We start from the raw sequence: 18624 nt of genomic DNA on the forward strand, positions 1-18624 counted from the left end.
CCCGCCGGTATGCTGGACGCCCGCCGCCACGCGCCCCGGCCCACCGCATGCCGCGCATCCTGCTGGTCGAAGACGAAGCCGCGATCGCCGACACGGTGGTCTACGCGCTGCGCGCCGAGGGCTACGACGCCTCGCACTGCCTGACCGGCCGCGACGCACTGGCCGCGGCCGGGCAGCAGCGCTTCGACCTGGCGATCCTCGACGTCGGCCTGCCCGACATCGGCGGCTTCGCGCTGTGCCGCGAGCTGCGCCGGACGCGCGACCTGCCGGTGATCTTCCTGACCGCGCAGAACGCCGAGGCCGACCGCCTGCTCGGGCTGGAGATCGGCGCGGACGACTACGTCGGCAAGCCCTTTTCGCCGCGCGAGCTGGTGGCGCGTGTGCGGGTGGTGCTGCGGCGCGTCGGCGCGCCGGCGCGCAGCGACGCCCCGGGCGCGTTCGAGCACGACGCCGACGGGCACCGCGTGCGCTACCGCGGTCGCGTGCTCGACCTGACCCGCTACGAGTACGGCCTGCTCGCCGCGCTGCTGCAGCGACCCGGCGCGGTGCTGACGCGCGCGCAGCTGATGGACCGGGTCTGGGGCGAAGCGCTCGACAGCGGCGACCGCACCGTCGACACGCACGTGAAGACCCTGCGCGCGAAGCTGCGCGACGTCGCGCCCGACGCCGATCCGATCCGCACGCACCGCGGGCTCGGCTACTCGCTGGACGAGGGCCCGAGCGGGTGATGCCGCGAACGGCGAACCGCTGGGCGTCGACCCGATGAACATCGGCCTGCGCATCCTGCTGGGCTACTTCGTGATCGTCGCGCTTGCGGCGCTGCTGCTGGCGCAGGTGTTCGTCGCCGAGGTCAAGCCGGGCGTGCGCCAGGCGATGGAGGACACGCTGGTCGACACCGCCAACGTGCTGGCCGAGCTGGCGACCGACGACTTCCTCGCCGGCCGCATTGCCGATGGCGCGTTCGCCACGCGGGTGCGGGCGATGGCCGAGCGCGACGTCGGCGCGGCGATCTGGGGCTTCCGCAAGCGCAGCGCCCAGTACCGCATCTACGTCACCGACGCGGCCGGCACGGTGGTGTTCGACAGCAGCGGGCGCGACGTCGGCCGCAGCTACGCGCGCTGGAACGACGTGTACCTGACCCTGCGCGGCCGCTATGGCGCGCGCTCCTCGCGCTCCGACCCGGACGACCCGGACTCCACCGTGATGCACGTCGCCGCGCCGATCCGCGATCCGGCCGGGCGCATCGTCGGCGTGCTGACGGTGGCCAAGCCGAACAGCGCGATCGCGCCGTTCATCGAGCGTAGCCAGTCGGTGGTGATGCGCTGGGGCTGGGTGCTGATGGGCACGGCGCTGCTGGTCGGCGTGCTCGCCGCGTGGTGGCTGTCGCGCCAGCTCGGCGCGCTGCGGCGCTACGCGCACGCGGTGACGGCGGGTGAACGCGTCGCGCCGCCGGCGTCGGCCGGAGAGTTCGGCGACCTCGGCCGCGCGCTGGAGACGATGCGCCAGCGGCTCGAGGGCAAGCAATACGTCGAGGCCTACGTGCACACGCTCGCGCACGAAATGAAGAGCCCGATCGCGGCGATCCGCGGCAGCGCGGAACTGCTGGAGGGCCCGCTTCCGGACGCCGACCGCGCGCGCTTTGCCGCCACCATCCGCGCGCAGAGCGAGCGCATGGCGCAGACGATCGACAAGCTGCTCGCGCTGGCCGCGGTCGAGCACCGCCAGCGGCTCGACGCGGTCGAGCCAATCGACCTGGGCGCGGTGTTCGACGACGTCGCCGAGCAGTGCGCCTCCCATTTGGTAGCGCGCGGGCTGACCCTGCAGCGGTGGGGCGACGGTCCGCTGCCGTCGCTGTCCGGCGACCCCGTGTTGCTGCGCCAGGCGCTGGCGAACCTGGTCGACAACGCCGCCGATTTCGCCCCGGCCGGCAGCGCGATCGAGCTGGCCGCAGCCGCAACCGACGGCGGCGTCGCGGTCACCGTCGCCGACCGCGGTCCGGGCGTGCCGGACTACGCGGTCGGCCGCGTGTTCGAGCGCTTCTACTCGCTGCCGCGGCCCGACGGCGGATCGCGCAGCAGCGGGCTGGGCCTGTGCTTCGTCGCCGAGGTGGCGCAGCTGCACGGCGGCGAGGCCTCGCTGGCCAACCGCGACGGCGGCGGCGCGGTCGCCACGCTGCTTCTGCCAGCGGACTGAGCGCCACTTCACCGCCACTTCACCGTTCCGCCATCGTGCGCGCACCGGATCGCCGGACCCTGTCGTCATTCCCCGACGGAGTGCGGTCATGCGTCTGATGTTCAAGGTGTTGCTGGTGCTGGGCATGACCCTGGCGATCCTGGTCCCGCTGTCGATGATCCGCGGTGTGATCCACGACCGGCAGGCCTACCGTGCCGAGGCGGTGGCCGACGTCGCGCGCAGCTACGGCGGCGCGCAGTCGTTTGCCGGGCCGGTGCTGGTGGTGCCGTTCACCGAGGCGGTCGAGGTCGAGGAGCTCGACAAGGCCAACGTCCCGCGCAAGGTGATGCGCGAGCGCAGCGGCCAGTGGACGTTCTTCCCGACCCGGCTCGACATCGACGGCCCGCTGCTGCCGGCCACCCGCAAGCGCGGCCTGCACGAGGTCCGCGTGTACGACTGGCAGGCGGTCGTCGGTGCCCGGTTCGACGCGAAGATCCCGCCCGCCGACGACCCGGCGCGCAGCCGGCGCATCGGCCAGCCGTGGCTCGCCGTCGGCATCGCCGACGTGCGCGGGCTGCGCTCGATCCCGCAGCTGCGCGTCAACGGGCGGGCCATGGCGATGGAGCAGGGCATGGGCAGTCGCGACGCGCCCGGCCTGCACGTGCGGCTGGCGCCGCCGGCGGCCGGCCAGACGCTCGTCCTCGACACTGACCTGCGGTTCCAGCTCGGCGGCACCGAGTCGCTGGCGATCGTGCCGCTGGGCAAGGACAACCGCATCGCGCTGACGTCGACGTGGCGCCATCCGAGCTTCGCCGGCACCTCGCCGCGCCAGCGCATCGACGCGACCGGCTTCACGGCCGAGTGGCAGCTGGCCTCGGTGGCGACCAACGCGCAGCGGCAGTACTTCGAGGGCGCGAGCACAACGACGGCTGAGGCGTCGCCGGTCGACGCGGTCGCCGCCGCGATGGGCGAGCCGGCGCAGTCGCGTGCCATCGCGCTCGACACCGTGGGCGTGTCGTTGATCGACCCGGTCGACGTCTACACCCAGGCCGACCGCGCGACCAAGTACGGGCTGCTGTTCGTGCTGCTGACCTTCGTCGGCTTCTTCATGTTCGAGCTGATCAGGTCGCTGCCGATCCACCCGATCCAGTACGCCCTGGTCGGCCTCGCGCTGGCGATCTTCTTCCTGCTGCTGGTTGGTCTCAGCGAGCACATCGCGTTCGGCCAGGCCTACCTGATCGCCAGCGTCGCGTGCCTCGGGCTGCTCGGCTTCTACCTGAGCGCGGTGCTGCGCAGCTTGGCGCGCGGGATCGGCTTCGCGGCGATGCTGGCGCTGCTGTACGGCGCGCTGTACGGGTTGCTGGTGTCGGAGGACAACGCGCTGGTGCTCGGCTCGGGGCTGCTGTTCGTGATCCTGTCGGCGCTGATGGTCGCCACCCGCAAGGTCGACTGGTACCAGCTGTCGCGCGCACCGCGCGTCGACGGGCTGCGCGACGGTCTCGACCCGGCCTGAGCCTCATCCGCCGGCCGACGCGCGCCGCGCGGCCGGCGGGTGGTCACCCGGTCCGAGACCTAGAATGCGCTGATGGACGCACCGATGACGCCCGCATCCCTGTCCGTTCGAACCGTCCACGGCGGCGCCATCGCGGCGCACGTCGACGATCTCGCCGGCCTGCGCATTGCCGTGTTCCGCGCGTGGCCGTACCTGTATGACGGCGACGCGGCGTACGAAGCGCAGTACCTGCGCACGTACGTCGACTCGCCGCGCAGCGTGGCCGTGCTCGCGGTCGACGCCGGGCGCGTGGTCGGCGCCTCGACCGGCCTGCCGCTGGCCGACGAGGACAACGCGTTCCGCGCGCCGTTCGTGGCTGCCGGCATCGACCCGGCGCGGGTCTTCTACTGCGGCGAGTCGGTGCTGCTGCCGGCGTACCGCGGCCGCGGGCTCGGACACCGTTTCTTCGATGCCCGCGAGGCCCACGCGCGCGCGCTTGGCGGGTTCGACTGGACCGCGTTCTGCGCGGTCGACCGCATGCCGGAGGATCCGCGCCGCCCGGCCGGGCACCGCGACAACGACGCGTTCTGGGCCGGGCGTGGCTACCGTCGTCGCGACGACCTGCGCGCCGCGCTGCCGTGGCGCGAGATCGGCCGCGGCGACGTCCTGCACACCCTCACGTTCTGGCTGCGACCGCTGGAGGCCGCTCGATGATTCCTGACACCCTCAAGGTCGCCGTGGCGAAGTACCGGATCGACGCGCCGGCCGATTTCGCCGCGTTCGCCGACAAGCAGGCGCAGTGGCTCGGCGAGGCGCGCGCGCGCGGCGCGCAGCTGGCGGTGCTGCCCGAGTACCTGTCGCTCGAACTCGGCGCGACGCTCGGGGAGCCGGCGCGCGCCGACCTGCACGCGTCGCTGGCCGGCATCCAGCGCTACCACGGCGCCTGGCTCGAACTGTTCGCGCTGCTGGCGCGCGAGCTGCAGATGACAGTGGTCGCCGGCACATTCCTGCTCGACACCGGGCGCGGGCGCTACCGCAACCGCAGTTACGCGTTCGCGCCGGACGGCAGTCACGTGTGGCAGGACAAGCTGCGGCTGACCGGGTTCGAGAAGCGCAGCGGTGTGATCGAGTCGGGCGACGAGCTCAAGGTGTTCGAGGCCGGCGGCGTGCGCAGTGCGATTGCGGTCTGCTACGACAGCGAGTTCCCGCTGCCGGTGCGCGCGCAGTGCGAGGCCGGCGCGCGGCTGCTGGTCGTGCCCAGCTGCACCGACACCGACGCGGGCGCGACGCGCGTGCGCGTCGGCTGCCTCGCGCGCGCGCTGGAGAACCGCTGCTTCGTCGCCCAGGCCGTCACCGCCGGCGAGGCGCCGTGGAGCCCGGCGCTCGACGTCAACACCGGCGAGGCGGCGCTCATCGCGCCGATGGACGTCGGCCTGCCGTCGGACGGCATGCTGGTGCAGACCCGCGGGCACGAGCGCTGGGCGGTCGCGACCCTGGACTTCGGCGCGCTCGAGGCCAGCCGCGCCCAGGCCCAGGTCGCCAACGACCGCGACTGGTCGAGCCAGTACTTCCCCAGCGTCGCGCGCGCGCGGCTGACGCCGTTCGCGGCGTGACCTGCCGCGCTCAGCCGAAAAGCGACACGCCCGGCACGGCCCACAGCGACAGCGTCGCCAGCGCCGAGCCGATCCCGGTCGCGGCCAGCACGTCGCTCGGGTAGTGCAGGCCGAGCACCACGCGCGACACCGCGACGCTCGCGGTGAACGGGATCAGCAGCCACGCCAGCGCCGGATAGTGGGCCAGCGCGACCAGCGAGAACGCGACCGCGTGCAGCGTGTGCCCCGACGGGAAGCTGAACTCGTCCAGCGGCGCGACCCACGCGTGGATGCGCGCGTCCGACGCGAACGGCCGCGGCCGCCGGGTCCAGCGCTTCAGCGCCTTGTACAGCGTCAGCGCGACCACGCCCGTGCCGGCGAGGTGCGCCGACGCGGCGAGGCCGGCCTGCCCGTCGAACACCACCAGCAGCGCCATCAGCGCGTACCAGAACGCGCCGTCGCCGAGCCGGCTGACCGCCGCGAAGTAGGCGCGCGATCGGCTGCGTTCGCCGAGGCGATTGGCGCGCAGGCACCAGCCGGATTCGCCGGCGGCGAAGCGCTGGCGCCACGGCAGGCGGTTCACGCGACCTCCCGGGGGGCGCCGTCGGGCGCGGCCGGCGGCCGGCGATGCGCCGCCGCGTGCAGGCCGGCAAGCAGGGCGTCGAAATCGGCCGCGACCTGTTCCGGGTGCAGGCCGAGCATCGCCGTGCGCGCCGCGGCGGCCATCGCTTGGCGCCGGCGCGCGTCCGTGCCCAGCCGCACGGTCGCGGCGATGAAGCCGTCGTCGTCGCCGTCGGCGATGGCCGACCCGTGCTCGCCGTCGCGCAGGTGCTCGCGCGCGGCGCCGTAGTCGAACGCGACGGTCGGCACGCCGCTGGCCATCGCTTCGAGCGTGACGTTGCCGAAGGTCTCGCTGTGGCTCGGGAACACGAACACGTCGCCGCTGGCGAAGTGGCGGGCGAGCTCCGGGCCGCGCTGCACGCCGCAGAACACGAAGTCGGGGTTGGCGCGCTGGAGGCCCTCGCGCGACGGACCGTCGCCGACCCAGACGAAGCGCGCGTCCGGTCGCTGACGTTGCAGGGCGCGGAACGCGCGCACCGCCAGGTCGAGGTTCTTCTCCGGGGCGATGCGGCCCACGTAGAGGGCCACCGGCACGCCGTCGTCGGCGCCCCATTGCGCGCGCAGCGCCGCGTCGCGGCGCGCGGGGTCGAACAGCTGCGTGTCGACCGCGCGCGGCAGCCGCACGACGCGCTGGAAGCCGTGCTCGACGAGGAACGCCTGCAGCTCGCGGGTCGGCACCAGCGTCGCGCTGGCGCCGTTGTGGAAGCGGCGCATCCAGCGCAGCGCGGTCTGGCGCAGGAACGGCGCCCCGTAGTCGCGCATGTACGCGTCGAAGCGGGTGTGGAAGCCGGTGGCCACGGGAATGCCGAGACGCCGCGCAGCGCCCACGGCCGACCAGCCCAGCGGGCCCTCGGTGGCGACGTACACCGCGTCCGGACGCGTCGCCTGCCACGTCGCGCGCAGCGTCCGCGTGGCCGGCAGGCCGAAGCGCAGCCCCGGATAGCGCGGCAGCGGTGCGCCGCGGACGAGCAGTTCGTCGGGCGCCCCGCTCCCGTCGCCGTCGTCGGCGTGGCGGGGCCGCACCACCTGCACCGCGTGGCCGCGCGCGCGCAGCCCCAGTTCCAGCCCCTGCACGGTCAGCGCGACGCCGTTGACGTCCGGGGGGTAGGTCTCGGTGACGATCGCGTAGCGCATGCGCTTCCTCCCGTTTCGGGGAGGATCGGCGTGCGCGATGTAGTGGCGGTGTCAGCCGCGTGACGCCGGCGCGACAGCACCGGCGGGCGACCGGCCGTCAGTCGGACGCGATGGTCAGCTTGACGCCGAGCGCGGCCAGGCCGTCCGGTTCGCCCTCGAGGTCGGCCTTCAGCAGCGGCCGGTCCTCGAACCAGCGCCGCGCGACCACCAGCTGCAGGTCGTTGCCACTGGCGGTGGCGTCGAGCCGCGGGATCGGTTCGGCATCGTGCGCGCGGTGCAGCAGCACCGCCAGCCGCAGCAGCGCCGCCAGACGTCGCGCCGACGGCAGCAGGCGGTCGGGCAGGGCGTCGAAGGCGGACTTGGGGATGTTGCGGCGGTGGGTGCGGATCAGCGCGGCGAGGAACTGCTGCTGCTGCCGCGAGAAGCCCGCGATGTCGGAGTTCTCGACCACGTACGAGCCGTGCACGTGGTATGCGCTGTGCGCGATCGCCAGACCGAGCTCGTGCAGGCGCGCGGCGCGCACCAGCATCAGGCGGTCGTCGTCGTCCAGCGACCACGCGCGCGCCAGCTGCTCGAACAGCCGCATCGCGGTCGATTCGACCCGCGCCGCCTGCGCCCGGTCGATGCCGTAGCGCTCCATCAGCGCCGCGACCGACGCGTCGCGCGGGTCGTTGGCGCCGCCGCGGCCGACCATGTCGTACAGGATGCCCTCGCGCATCGCCGCCTTGCTGACGGCCATGCGCGTCAACCCGAGCGCGTCGAAGGCAGCCTCCAGGATCAGCACGCCGCCGGCGATGATCGGACGGCGGTCGGACGACAGCCCGGGCAGCTCGATCGCCTCGATCCGGTCGGCCTCGAGCAGGCGGTCGCGCACCACCGGCAGCGCTTCGGCGGTGACCGCGCCCTTGGTCAGCTTCATCGCCGCGCAGATCTCGCCGATCGCCTTGTTGGTGCCCGACGCGCCGAGCGCCTCCTGCCAGCCGAGCGCGCGGTAGGTACCGGCAAACTGCTGGAACTCGGCGGTGACCTCGGCCAGGGCCTCGCGCCAGCGCTTCTTCGACAGCTTGCCGTTGTCGAAGAACCGGCGCGTGGTCGCGATGCAGCCCAGCTGCAGGCTTTCGCGCTCGATCGCGTCGAAGCCGGCGCCGATGATGCATTCGGTCGAGCCGCCGCCGATGTCGATCACCAGCCGCAGGTCGCCGGGCTTCGGCGGCTGCGCGTGGGCGACGCCGAGGTAGATCAGGCGCGCTTCCTCGCGGCCGGCGACCACTTCGATCGCATGGCCGAGTTCGTCCTCGGCGTCGATCAGGAACGCTTGCGGCGACGCCAGCCGGCGCACGGTGTTGGTCGCGATCGCGCGCACGCGCTGCGGCGGGATCTCGCGCAGGCGCTGGCCGAACCGCGCCAGGCAGTCGAGCGCGCGCTCGCGCACCGCCGGGTCGAGCCCGCCGCGCGCGTCCAGGCCCTCGGCCAGCCGCACCTGCTCGCGCAGCCGGTCGATCACGCGCAGCTGTCCGAGCACGTAGCGTGCGACGACCATGTGGAAGCTGTTGGACCCCAGGTCGACCGCGGCGAGCAGGTCGCCGTCCTGCAGCGGCAGGCGGGCCGTGTGGAGGAGTCCGTTCATCGCGGCGATTCTCGGCTATCCACAGATCTGGGCCAACAGCGTGCCCTGCGCCGAGTGCGGCGGCTCGCCGGCCGCCGGCGTGACGCGGTGGTACGCGCCGTCGCTGTCGAGCGCCCACGCGCTGACGTTGTCGGCGAGGTAGTTCGCGATCGCCTCGGCGTGCACGCGCGCCGCGAGCTCGGGGTCGAGGATCGGGAAGCCGGTTTCCACGCGCCGCAGCAGGTTGCGCTCGAGCCAGTCGGCGCTGGAGCAGAACAGGTCGGGCTCGCCGTCGTTGGCGAACCAGTAGATGCGGTGGTGCTCGAGGAAGCGCCCGACGATCGAGCGCACCCGGATGTGCTCGGAGATGCCCGGCAGCCCGGGCCGCAGCGTGCACGCGCCGCGCACGATCAGGTCGATCTGCACGCCGGCCTGCGACGCCTGGTACAGCGCGCGGATCACCTGCGGCTCGTTGAGGGCGTTCATCTTGGCGACGATCCGCGCCGGCCGACCGGCCTTGGCGTGACGGGTCTCGCGGTCGATGCGCTTGAGCACGCCGGCGTGCAGCGTGAAAGGCGACTGCAGCAGACGCTTGAGCTTGATCGCCGGAGCGAGCCCGGAGATCTGCTGGAAGATCTGGTGCACGTCGCTGCCGATGTCGGGGTCGGCGGTGATCAGGCCGAAGTCGGTGTACACGCGCGCCGTGCCGGAGTGGTAGTTGCCGGTGCCCAGGTGCACGTAGCGGCGCAGCTTCTTGCCCTCGCGGCGGACGATCAGCAGCATCTTGGCGTGGGTCTTGTAGCCGACCACGCCGTACACGACCTGCACGCCGGCTTCCTGCAGGCGGTCGGCCAGGCCGAGGTTGGCCTCCTCGTCGAAGCGCGCGCGCAGCTCGACCACGACCGTGACGTCCTTGCCGTTGCGCGCGGCCTGCACCAGCTGCTCGACGATCGGCGAGTCCTTGCCGGCGCGGTACAGCGTCTGCTTGATCGCCAGCACGTTCGGGTCTTCGGCCGCCTGCTTGATCAGCTCGAGCACCGGTGCGAACGAGTCGAACGGGTGGTGCAGCAGCACGTCGCCGGCCGACACGCGGTCGAACATCGCCTCGATCCCCGGCAGCACGCGCTGCTGGAACGGCGGGAACTTCAGGTCCGCGCGCTGCACGAGGTCGTAGACCTGGATCACACGGTTGAGGTTGACCGGGCCGTTGATGCGGTAGACCGCGTTCTCGGTCAGGTCGAAGTTCTCCAGCAGCGTGCGCACGATGTCGTCGGGGCACTGCTCGGCGATCTCCAGCCGCACCGCGCGCAGGTAGCCGCGCCCGACCAGTTCGTCGCGCAGCGCCAGGGCAATGTTGTCGACCTCCTCCTCGTCGACCAGCAGCTCCGAGTTGCGGGTCACGCGGAACTGGTACGCGCCCTGGACTTCCATGCCCGGGAATAGCTCGCTGACGAATGCCGACAGCACCGCCGACAGGAACACGAAGTCGTTCGGCCCGCCCGACACCTCCGGCGGGATCTGGATGATCCGCGGCAGCGAGCGCGGCGCGCGCACGATCGCCAGGTGGCCGTCGCGGCCGAACGCGTCGCGGCCCTTGAGCACGACCACGATGTTCAGCGACTTGTTGAGGATCTTCGGGAACGGGTGCGCCGGATCGAGGCCGAGCGGCGACAGCACCGGCATGATCTCGTCGCGGAAGTACGCGCGCAGCCAGTCGGCCTGCGCCTCGCTCCACGCGTCGCGGTGCTGCACGCGCACGCCGGCGTCGCCCAGCTGCGGGCGCAGCACCTGGTTCCAGCATTCGTACTGGGCGGCCACCAGCTCGGCGGCGCGGTCGTGGATGCGCGCCAGCACGGCCGCCGGCGCCAGGCCGTCGCTGCCCGGCCCGAGCCCGAGGTCCTGCGCGTGGCGCAGCGTGCCGGCGCGGATCTCGAAGAACTCGTCGAGGTTGGTGCAGCTGATGCACAGGTAGCGCAGGCGCTCGAGCAGCGGCACCTGCGGGTCCTGCGCCTGGGCGAGCACGCGGAAGTTGAAGTCCAGCTGCGACAGCTCGCGGTTGAAGTACAGCGAGGTGTCGCGCAGCGGGTCGGCGTCGTGGATCGGTTCGATGGCGGTCATGGCAGGGCCAGGCCGAGGGCGTCGCGCGCACGCGTGCGCTCGGCGCCGAAGTGGCAGGAGAAGGTGCTGCCGCGCCCGACCTCGCTGGAAATCTCCAACCGGGCCTGGTGCAGGTTCAGCACGTGCTTGACGATCGCCAGTCCCAGGCCCGTGCCGCCGCTCTCGCGCGAGCGGCTGTTGGACACGCGGTAGAAGCGTTCGGTGATGCGGGGCAGGTGAGCAGCGGGGATGCCGTAGCCGCTGTCGACGACCTCCAGCACCACGCCGCGCGCGGAACCGGGGGACTCGTTGCGCAAGCGGATGCGGATCGTGCCGCCGGCCGGTGTGTAGCGCACCGCGTTGCTGACCAGGTTCGAGAACGCGCTGTGCAGCTCCTTGTTCGAGCCCCACAGGTCGACGCCGGCCGAATCCTCGACGCTGATCTCGTGGCGGTGCTGGCTCAGCGCGAGCGCTTCGCGCTTGAGCGTGTTGAGCATCGCGCCCATCGCGATCGTCTCTTCGGCCGGGAGGTTGTCCTGCGACTCCAGGCGCGACAGGGTCAGCAGGTCCTCGACCAGCTGGGTCATGCGCTGGGACTGGCGCTGCATCTCCGCCAGCATCGGCGCCCACTCGGGGTGCTCGGCCGGGTCGAGCATGTCGAGGTAGCCGTGCACCACCGTCAGCGGCGTGCGCAGTTCGTGCGAGACGTTGGCGACGAAGTCGCGGCGCATCTGCTCCAGGTGCAGCAGGCGGCTGACATCGCGCGCGACCAGCAGCCACAGGTCGTCCGAATACGGGATCAGGCGCAGGCTGAGGGTCACCGCCGGGTTGAGCGGGGACACGGTTTCCAGCGGCTCCGCGTTGCGACCCCCGGCGAGCCAGTGCGACAGCGGCAGCGGCTGGAGGCGGGCCACCAGCGGCGCGCCGACGTCGTGCTTCGGGTCGAGTCCGAGCAGCGCCAGGCCGGCCTCGTTGAACCACAGGATGCGCTGGCTGTTGCGCTCGACGACCACGACCGCGTCCGGCAGCGCCGCGGCCACGGCGCGGTACGCGCGCAGCATCCCGATCAGCCGGCGCTTGCGCGCGCGCATCTCGTCCTGGCCGCGGTACAGCAGGCGGTCGAGCTCGTTCCAGACGCCCTCGCCGACGGGCGGGGCGAGCCGCTGGCGCGCGGTCAGGCGCAGCAATACCCGTCGCAGCCGCCAGTAGTGCCATGCGACGACCCCGAGTGCGGCGACGGTGACCACCGGCCACGGGCGTCCGATCGCCAGCCCGGCCACGGTGGCCACGGCCAGCACCAGCGCGAGCTGGCCGAGCGTGCGGAACCAGGCGGATCGGGCGCGGGGCGGCATGCGCTCAGTCTAAGCCGGCGCCGGGCCGCCGCCGCGGTGCCGCGCGCCCAGTGGCGACGGCGCGAGGCATCCGGCGCCGGCCGGGGCTGCGCGGCCACGCCACGGGTCAGGCTTCCGGCGATGCGGAGAAGCGGTAGCCGGCGCCGCGCACGGTCTGGACCATGCCGTCGAGCGCGTGCGGTTCGAGGGTCTTGCGCAGGCGGCGGATGTGCACGTCGACCGTGCGCTCTTCGACGTACACGCTGCCGCCCCATACGTGGTCGAGCAGCTGGGTGCGCGAGTACACGCGCTCGGCGTGGGTCATGAAGAAGTGCAGCAGGCGGTATTCGGTCGGGCCGATCTGCACCGGCTGCTCGCCGTCGCTGGCGCGCGCGAACACCCGGTGCGCGGCGCCGTCGATCCGCAGCGGGCCGATGCCGACGCTGCCGTCCTCGTCGTCCTCGCGCGAGCGGCGCAGCACCGCGCGGATGCGCGCGAGCAGCTCGCGCGCGGAGAAGGGCTTGACCACGTAGTCGTCGACGCCGGCCTCGAGCCCGCCGACGCGGTCGTTCTCCTCGCCGCGCGCGGTCAGCATGATGATCGGCACCTCGCGGGTCAGCGCGTCCTTGCGCCAGCGTCGCGCCAGGTCGAGTCCGCTCGTGCCGGGCAGCATCCAGTCGAGCAGGATCAGGTCCGGCACCCGGTCGGCGATTGCCGACTGCGCCTCGCGGGCGTCACCGGCGTGGATCGGCTCGTACTCGCCCTTGCGCAGGGCGAACGAGACCATCTCGCGGATGGCGGGTTCGTCTTCGACGATCAGGATGCGCTTTTGCACATGTCACCGCTGGCAGGGGAGGCCGGGGAAGCGGCGCCAGTACACTACCGTTTTGTGACATCGCCATGACATGGCGCGCCCGCCCGCCGCGCCGGCGCCGCGTGGCGGCGGCGATCAGCGGCGGCGCAGGTCCTCGTCGCGGATGCCCTGGCGCTTGAGCTCCAGCACCGTCGGCGTGATCGCCGCGATCCGCGCTTCGATCCGCTGCCGGGCGTAGTAGTCGACCTCGGGCCGCTTCCTCAGCGTGTTGAGCTGCACCAGCGCCTGTTCGGCGCGCCCGCTCAGGTAGGCCGCTTCGGCATAGGCCTCGCCGGCCCGGACCGGGTCTCCGGCCACCTCGCACGCGCGGGCGAACAGCCGCTGGAACACCGGGTCGTCGCCGGAGCGACCGAGCAGCGGCCGCAGCACGGCCTGCGCGCGCCGGCCCGCGGCCGGGCTGCTGCGCTGGGTCAGCGCCCGCGCATACGTCAGCGCGACGGCGCGGTTGTCCGGCGTCTCGCGAAGCATCGCCTCGAACCGCGCATCGGCGGCGTCGATGCGGCCGCTCTGCGACTCCGCCTCGGCCAGCGCCAGACCGATCCAGCGGTCGCCGGGCCGCTCGGCCAGCAGCGAGGCCAGCGACTTCGCCGCGGCGGCCGGCTGGTTGGCCAGCAGCCGGGCCACGGCGAAACCGTACTGCTCTGCCGGCTTGAGCGGCTTGGCCTTCTGCAGCCGCTCGTACTCCTGCACGGCCATCGCGGGCGTGTTCGCGCTGAGTACGCGGATGCGCTCGCGGGCGTAATCGAACTCGCCGGTGCCGCCGCGCGCCAGCGCCGCGCCGGTCACCTGGAGGCCGCCGGGCAGCAGTGGGTTCACCGCGCCGGAATCGCCGGCGAACGTCGGGCCTGGCGTGCCCTCGGTCCGGCACAGGGCCACGCCGTCGGGGTCGCGCACGCACACCTCGGCCGTTCCGTTCGCCCGGCGGATCTGGGCCGAGCGCTCCTTGGCCTCGGTGATGCGGGTGGTGGTGACCGGGTGGGTGCGCAGGTAGTCCGGCGTCTCGCCGTACCAGTTGGCCGCATTGCTGCGCGAGCGGGCCTGCATGGTGCTGAAGAAGTCGGCCATCGCCATCGGGTCGAACTGGCTGCGCGACAGGGTCTGGATGCCGACCCGGTCGGCTTCGGATTCGTTGGCGCGGGTGTAGTCGATCTGGCGCTGCTGCATGATCCCCATCGCGCCGATCAGCGCGGCCTGCGAGGCGTCGTCGCTCGAATTCCCGCCGGCCGCCTGGGCCGCGACGATCGCGCCGAGCATCGCCAGCAGGATCGGCAGCTGGTCGCGCTGGGCGCGTTCGACGCCGCGCAGCACGTGCTGCTGCGTCACGTGGGCGATCTCGTGCGCCATGACCGCGGCGACCTCGTCCTCGCGCTCGGCCGCCAGCACCAGCCCGGCATTGACGCCGATGTAGCCGCCGAGCGTCGCGAACGCGTTGATCTGGCGCTGACGCAGCATGAAGAAGGTGAACGGCTGGCGCGGCCGGTCGCTGCTGGCGGCCAGGCGCGTGCCCAGCGTGTCGAGCCAGCCGTCGACCAGCGGGTCCTCGAGGATGTACTCGTAGTGGCGCAGCTGCGCGAGCATCATCCCGCCGTATTCCTCCTGCTGGGCCGGATTGAGCAGCTCGCCCGCGGAGGAGCCGATGTCGGGCAGGCTCGATTCCTGCGCGGGCGCGCAGACCGCGGCAACGGCGAGCGTGATGGCGGCGGTGAGCAGGGCGATGCGGCGCAAGCGGAACTCCTCGATGCAGCGGTGCGGCGGACGCGTCGACGGCGCGGTCTGGTGGCAGGGCCCCATGACCGACCGGCAGCATGGGCCCGCGCCGGGTCGGCGGGGTGAATAGGCGGTGAAACAGATGGATAGGACGCCGTTGGCGGCTCGCGCCAGCCGCGCGGGTCGCCCCGTGGGCGGCAGCGTTCTGCCCGGCGGGTGGAAAACCGGTGCCCACGAACCCATATTGGACCGCGAACCGAGTGCCGAGTTTCATCCAGGAGAGCCGTTTTGAGCGAGACCGCCATGCCCCCGTCGGGCATCACCATCTACACCACCGCCATCTGCCCGTACTGCGTCGCCGCCAAGAACTTCCTCAAGAGCAAGAACCAGTCGTGGACCGAAGTGCGCATCGACCTGGATCCGGCCGAGCGCGAGCGCATGGTCGCGCGCACGCGTCGCACCAGCGTGCCGCAGATCTTCATCGGCGAAACCCACGTCGGTGGCTACGACGACATGATCGCGCTGCATCGCGCCGGTGGGCTCGAGCCGCTGCTGGCGGAGCTGTCGGCATGAGCGGCCACGACGAGGGGCAGGGCGGGGGCGCCGGCAGCCAGGCCGATCGCGTCGCGGAGTTCACCGCGTTCCGCAAGCGCATGAACGAACGGATCCTGGCCGAGCCGAACCAGGTGGTCCGCCGCTTCTTCGCACTCGATACGCAGACCTACCAGTCCGGCGCGCTCGACGTGAAGACCAAGGAGCTGCTGGGCCTGGTGGCGTCGATGGTGCTGCGCTGCGACGACTGCATCAGCTACCACGTCGCCCAGTGCAAGGAGGCGGGCGTGACGCGCGAGGAGATGTTCGAGACCTTCTCGGTGGGCCTGGTCGTCGGCGGCTCCATCGTGATCCCGCACCTGCGCCGCGCGGTCGACTTCCTCGACCGCCTCGAGCAGGGCGACGCCGGCGCGCCTGCCGCGCACGACCACGGCTGAGGCCTCCGCCGCCGCGCCGCGGACGCTAGCCGGGCGGCGCGGCGGGGCGCACGCCCGCATTGGACCAACGTTGCAAGGGCGGGCAGGCCGTCGATCCGGCATAATTACGGGGCTCACCACCCGGCTCCGGGCCCCCGCCCGCACGCCACCAGCTGGAAACCCCTTCAATGACGCAGACGATTACCGTCATCCGTGGCGATGGCATCGGTCCGGAAATCATGGACGCCGCCCTGTACGTGCTCGACACGATGCAGCTCGGGCTCCAGTACGAGTTTGCCGACGCCGGGCTGGTCGCACTGGAGAAGCAGGGCGAGCTGCTGCCGCAGTCGACGATGGACTCGATCCGCAAGACCCGCGTGGCGCTGAAGTCGCCGCTGACCACGCCGGTCGGCGAGGGCTTCAGCTCGATCAACGTCGAGCTGCGCAAGCGCTTCGACCTGTACGCCAACGTGCGCCCGGCCAAGAGCTTTCCGAACACCAAGTCGCGCTTCCCGACCGGCGTTGACCTGATCACCGTGCGGGAGAACACCGAGGGCGCCTATATCGGCGAGGGCCAGTCGCTGTCCGAGGACGGCGAGACCGCGCTGCTGACCCAGCGCGTGACCCGCCGCGGCTCCGAGCGCATCGTGCGCTACGCGTTCGAACTGGCGCGCAAGACCGGGCGCAAGAAGGTCACGGTCGTGCACAAGGCGAACATCCTGAAGTCGACGTCGGGCCTGTTCCTGAAGACCGCGCGCGCGGTGGCGACGGACTACCCGGACATCGAGTGCAACGAGATGATCGTCGACAACACCTGCATGCAGCTGGTGATGCGGCCGGAGCAGTTCGACATCATCGTCACCACCAACCTGTTCGGCGACATCATCTCCGACCTGTGCGCCGGCCTGGTCGGCGGGCTGGGCCTGGCACCGGGCGCCAACATCGGCACCGACGCGGCGATCTTCGAGGCCGTGCACGGCACCGCGCCGGACATCGCCGGGCAGGGCAAGGCCAATCCGTGCGCGCTGCTGCTCGGCGCCGCGCAGATGCTCGACCACCTGGGCATGCCCGACAAGGCGACCCGACTGCGCGACGCCATCGTCGCCACGCTCGAGGCGAAGGATTCGCTGACCCCGGACCTCGGTGGGACCGGCAATACGATGGCGTTCGCCAAGGCGATCGCCTCGCGGATCTGAGGCCGGCGCGCCCGGGGCTGAACCGGACGCGAACTGAACGGGGGCGCCTCGCCGCTGGCCTGTGGCCGCGGCGGCGCGCGTGAAGGTCCGGTGGTAGGCTCTCGGCGTTCGGTTGGGGGGCCGACGCTCCGTCCTTGCCTCCGGAAGTGCCCCATGCGGATTTCGATCGCGGTCCTGGCCGCCTTTGCGCTGGTTCCCAGCAGCGCCTTCGCCGCCACCTATACGGTCGGCCCCACCGGCCGCCAGTACACCCAGCTCTCGATCGCGCTCGCCAGCCTCAACCTCGAACCGGGCGACATCGTCCTGGTCGACGGCAACGCCACTTACACCGGTGGCATCGTCGTCGGCAGCGAGGACGACGGCGCCGCGGGGAACCCGGTCACGATCCGCTGGAACCGCGCCGCCGGCGCGACACGGCCGCTGCTGAGCGGCGGCCAGCACACCATCAAGTTCGAGCAGTCCAACCACGTCGTGTTCGAGGGGTTCGACGTCACCGGTGGCACCAGTTCGTGCGTGTTCAACGAAGCGCACGAGGTGCTGGTGCGCGACGTGCTGGTGCGCGACTGCCCGTCGCACGGCATCCTCGGCGCGGACCAGAACTCCGGCTCGTTCACGCTCGAATACAGCGAGGTGCGTCGCTCCGGCTCCGGCACGACGCGGCATTCGATGTACATGCAGAACGACCAGATGGTGTACCCGGACGCGGTGTTCCGCATGCGCTTCAACTACGTGCACAGCGGCAACGGCGGCATCCTGATGCGCTCGCGGTACACGCGCAGCGAGGTCTACTACAACTGGTTCGAAGGCTCGACCAACGAGGAGGTCGAGTTCATCGGCCCCGACTGCGAATCCCAGAAGGCCGGCTGGACTGCGGACCTGCGCCGCGAGGACGCCGACTTCGTCGGCAACGTCATCGTGCACACGTCGAACTGGCGCAACGCGATCCGTGCCGGCGGCGATCTCGTCGGCCGCAGCCAGGGCCGGCTGCGCATCGCCAACAACACGATCATCTTCGACAGCCCGGGCACCAGCGTGGCGAACGCCGTCGACGTGCGCCTCGGGCTCGAGAGCCTGGAGATGCACAACAACGTCATCCATCGCGTCGGTCCGTCGCCGCTGGCCGCGCTGTACGAGCTGCCTGCCAGCGAAACCGCGCAGCCGTATGCGTGCTCGCCGCAGTCGCGCGAGCCGTGGGTCAGCGGTCGCAAGGTGGCTGGCAGCCACAACTGGATCGAGTCGGGCGCCAACGCGGTCCCGCCGGAGTGGGTCAACACCCGCCAGGGCGCCGACCCGCAGCTGGCCAGCATCGCCCAGCGTCTGCTGCGTCCGGTGGCGGGTAGCCCGCTCGTCAACGCCGGCACCAATTCGCCGGCGACGCCGGTCGCGTTCCCGTTCACCTCGCCGCAGCGCGTTGCCGCGTTCGACCCGCCGCTGAGGGCGAAGATGGCGATCGGCGACGAGCATGCGCGCCTGCCGCAGTCGCACACGGTCGACATCGGCGCCCTCGAGGAGACCGACATCGACGACCTGGTCGGGCCGTTCATCCTCAACGGCTCGTCTCCGCTCCTGCCTCCGTCGTCGGCGACGGCGACCGCGCCGGTGGCCAGCGCCGCGGTGGAGCCGGCGCGCGACGTCGCCCCGGTCGTGGTCACCGAGCCCAGGAACGAACGCGCCGGCGCCCGCCTGCAGCGCTGGCTGTCGACGCGCTGGAACTCGTTCCTGCGCTTGATCGGCTGGCGCCGCTGACCGCGGCAGGCGCAACCGTCCTGCCGGGGCGATCCCATCGTCCCGCTGGCAGCCTTTGCCGCGTGCCTCGAGGTGCCCAGAATGGCCG

The 18624-nt window shown here is 72.2% G+C and carries 16 protein-coding genes; 9 read left to right on the top strand and 7 right to left on the bottom strand.

Annotation, left to right across the window (positions count from 1 at the left end):
- Positions 1-47 precede the first annotated feature (47 nt).
- The 5 genes from creB (at position 48) to D3A60_RS05600 (ending at position 5277) form a co-directional block, all read left to right on the top strand.
- A complete protein-coding gene (gene creB / locus D3A60_RS05580) occupies positions 48-728 on the top strand; it encodes a two-component system response regulator CreB (RefSeq protein WP_119717757.1) in 681 nt (226 codons plus the stop codon).
- A gap of 34 nt (positions 729-762) precedes the next feature.
- A complete protein-coding gene (creC, locus tag D3A60_RS05585; protein ID WP_119717758.1) occupies positions 763-2193 on the top strand; it encodes a two-component system sensor histidine kinase CreC in 1431 nt (476 codons plus the stop codon).
- An 88-nt stretch (positions 2194-2281) separates the two neighbouring features.
- Complete coding sequence (gene creD, locus D3A60_RS05590; protein WP_119717759.1) at positions 2282-3685, top strand: cell envelope integrity protein CreD; 1404 nt, start codon at positions 2282-2284, stop codon at positions 3683-3685.
- A 72-nt stretch (positions 3686-3757) separates the two neighbouring features.
- Positions 3758-4378 carry a GNAT family N-acetyltransferase gene (locus D3A60_RS05595; RefSeq protein ID WP_119717760.1) on the top strand — a complete coding sequence of 207 codons (621 nt, stop codon included), beginning with the start codon at positions 3758-3760 and terminating at the stop codon, positions 4376-4378.
- Entirely contained in the window at positions 4375-5277 is a 903-nt protein-coding gene (locus D3A60_RS05600) for a carbon-nitrogen hydrolase family protein (RefSeq protein WP_119717761.1), read from the top strand. The genes D3A60_RS05595 and D3A60_RS05600 overlap by 4 nt, the downstream gene beginning before the upstream one ends.
- A gap of 10 nt (positions 5278-5287) precedes the next feature.
- Here D3A60_RS05600 and D3A60_RS05605 read toward each other — a convergent pair whose 3' ends face one another.
- The 7 genes from D3A60_RS05605 to D3A60_RS05635 form a co-directional block, all read right to left on the bottom strand.
- Entirely contained in the window at positions 5288-5830 is a 543-nt protein-coding gene (locus D3A60_RS05605; protein ID WP_196778725.1) for a phosphatase PAP2 family protein, read from the bottom strand.
- 5 nt (positions 5831-5835) lie between these two features.
- On the bottom strand, positions 5836-7011 hold the full coding sequence (locus D3A60_RS05610; RefSeq protein ID WP_119717762.1) for a glycosyltransferase family 4 protein: 1176 nt from the start codon (positions 7009-7011) through the stop codon (positions 5836-5838).
- 97 nt (positions 7012-7108) lie between these two features.
- On the bottom strand, positions 7109-8638 hold the full coding sequence (gene ppx, locus D3A60_RS05615; protein ID WP_119717763.1) for an exopolyphosphatase: 1530 nt from the start codon (positions 8636-8638) through the stop codon (positions 7109-7111).
- Positions 8639-8653: 15 nt separating this feature from the next.
- A complete protein-coding gene (gene ppk1 / locus D3A60_RS05620) occupies positions 8654-10735 on the bottom strand; it encodes a polyphosphate kinase 1 (RefSeq protein WP_119717764.1) in 2082 nt (693 codons plus the stop codon).
- On the bottom strand, positions 10732-12066 hold the full coding sequence (phoR, locus tag D3A60_RS05625; protein WP_119717765.1) for a phosphate regulon sensor histidine kinase PhoR: 1335 nt from the start codon (positions 12064-12066) through the stop codon (positions 10732-10734). Before phoR ends, ppk1 begins: the two co-directional genes overlap by 4 nt.
- A 106-nt stretch (positions 12067-12172) precedes the next feature.
- Complete coding sequence (phoB, locus tag D3A60_RS05630) at positions 12173-12880, bottom strand: phosphate regulon transcriptional regulator PhoB (protein ID WP_119717766.1); 708 nt, start codon at positions 12878-12880, stop codon at positions 12173-12175.
- A gap of 114 nt (positions 12881-12994) precedes the next feature.
- Positions 12995-14710 carry a M48 family metalloprotease gene (locus tag D3A60_RS05635; RefSeq protein WP_119717767.1) on the bottom strand — a complete coding sequence of 572 codons (1716 nt, stop codon included), beginning with the start codon at positions 14708-14710 and terminating at the stop codon, positions 12995-12997.
- A gap of 219 nt (positions 14711-14929) precedes the next feature.
- Here D3A60_RS05635 and grxC point away from each other — a divergent pair, with 219 nt between their 5' ends.
- The 4 genes from grxC to D3A60_RS05655 all read left to right on the top strand — a co-directional run bounded on the left by grxC (position 14930) and on the right by D3A60_RS05655 (position 18536).
- Positions 14930-15199, top strand: a complete 270-nt coding sequence (grxC, locus tag D3A60_RS05640) for a glutaredoxin 3 (protein ID WP_119717768.1) — start codon at positions 14930-14932, stop codon at positions 15197-15199.
- Positions 15196-15615 carry a carboxymuconolactone decarboxylase family protein gene (locus tag D3A60_RS05645; protein ID WP_119717769.1) on the top strand — a complete coding sequence of 140 codons (420 nt, stop codon included), beginning with the start codon at positions 15196-15198 and terminating at the stop codon, positions 15613-15615. Before grxC ends, D3A60_RS05645 begins: the two co-directional genes overlap by 4 nt.
- Before the next feature lie 167 nt (positions 15616-15782).
- Positions 15783-16790, top strand: coding sequence for an isocitrate dehydrogenase (locus tag D3A60_RS05650; RefSeq protein WP_119717770.1), 1008 nt, complete (start codon positions 15783-15785; stop codon positions 16788-16790).
- 153 nt (positions 16791-16943) lie between these two features.
- Positions 16944-18536 (top strand): right-handed parallel beta-helix repeat-containing protein, encoded by a 1593-nt coding sequence (locus D3A60_RS05655; protein WP_119717771.1) that lies wholly within the window; start codon positions 16944-16946, stop codon positions 18534-18536.
- The last annotated feature ends 88 nt before the right edge of the window (positions 18537-18624 follow it).

Origin of the sequence: Cognatilysobacter tabacisoli (genome assembly GCF_003586305.1) — a bacterium.
GTDB lineage: Bacteria > Pseudomonadota > Gammaproteobacteria > Xanthomonadales > Xanthomonadaceae > Cognatilysobacter_A > Cognatilysobacter_A tabacisoli.

What these genes read in the sequence shown, in the direction of transcription:
- creB (WP_119717757.1), top strand. Translation starts at nt 48, where the DNA reads ATGCCGCGCATCCTGCTGGTCGAAGACGAAGCCGCGATCGCCGACACG.
- creC (WP_119717758.1), top strand. Translation starts at nt 763, where the DNA reads ATGAACATCGGCCTGCGCATCCTGCTGGGCTACTTCGTGATCGTCGCG.
- creD (WP_119717759.1), top strand. Translation starts at nt 2,282, where the DNA reads ATGCGTCTGATGTTCAAGGTGTTGCTGGTGCTGGGCATGACCCTGGCG.
- D3A60_RS05595 (WP_119717760.1), top strand. Translation starts at nt 3,758, where the DNA reads ATGGACGCACCGATGACGCCCGCATCCCTGTCCGTTCGAACCGTCCAC.
- D3A60_RS05600 (WP_119717761.1), top strand. Translation starts at nt 4,375, where the DNA reads ATGATTCCTGACACCCTCAAGGTCGCCGTGGCGAAGTACCGGATCGAC.
- D3A60_RS05610 (WP_119717762.1), bottom strand. Translation starts at nt 7,011, where the DNA reads ATGCGCTACGCGATCGTCACCGAGACCTACCCCCCGGACGTCAACGGC.
- ppx (WP_119717763.1), bottom strand. Translation starts at nt 8,638, where the DNA reads ATGAACGGACTCCTCCACACGGCCCGCCTGCCGCTGCAGGACGGCGAC.
- ppk1 (WP_119717764.1), bottom strand. Translation starts at nt 10,735, where the DNA reads ATGACCGCCATCGAACCGATCCACGACGCCGACCCGCTGCGCGACACC.
- phoR (WP_119717765.1), bottom strand. Translation starts at nt 12,066, where the DNA reads ATGCCGCCCCGCGCCCGATCCGCCTGGTTCCGCACGCTCGGCCAGCTC.
- D3A60_RS05635 (WP_119717767.1), bottom strand. Translation starts at nt 14,710, where the DNA reads ATGGGGCCCTGCCACCAGACCGCGCCGTCGACGCGTCCGCCGCACCGC.
- grxC (WP_119717768.1), top strand. Translation starts at nt 14,930, where the DNA reads ATGCCCCCGTCGGGCATCACCATCTACACCACCGCCATCTGCCCGTAC.
- D3A60_RS05645 (WP_119717769.1), top strand. Translation starts at nt 15,196, where the DNA reads ATGAGCGGCCACGACGAGGGGCAGGGCGGGGGCGCCGGCAGCCAGGCC.
- D3A60_RS05650 (WP_119717770.1), top strand. Translation starts at nt 15,783, where the DNA reads ATGACGCAGACGATTACCGTCATCCGTGGCGATGGCATCGGTCCGGAA.
- D3A60_RS05655 (WP_119717771.1), top strand. Translation starts at nt 16,944, where the DNA reads ATGCGGATTTCGATCGCGGTCCTGGCCGCCTTTGCGCTGGTTCCCAGC.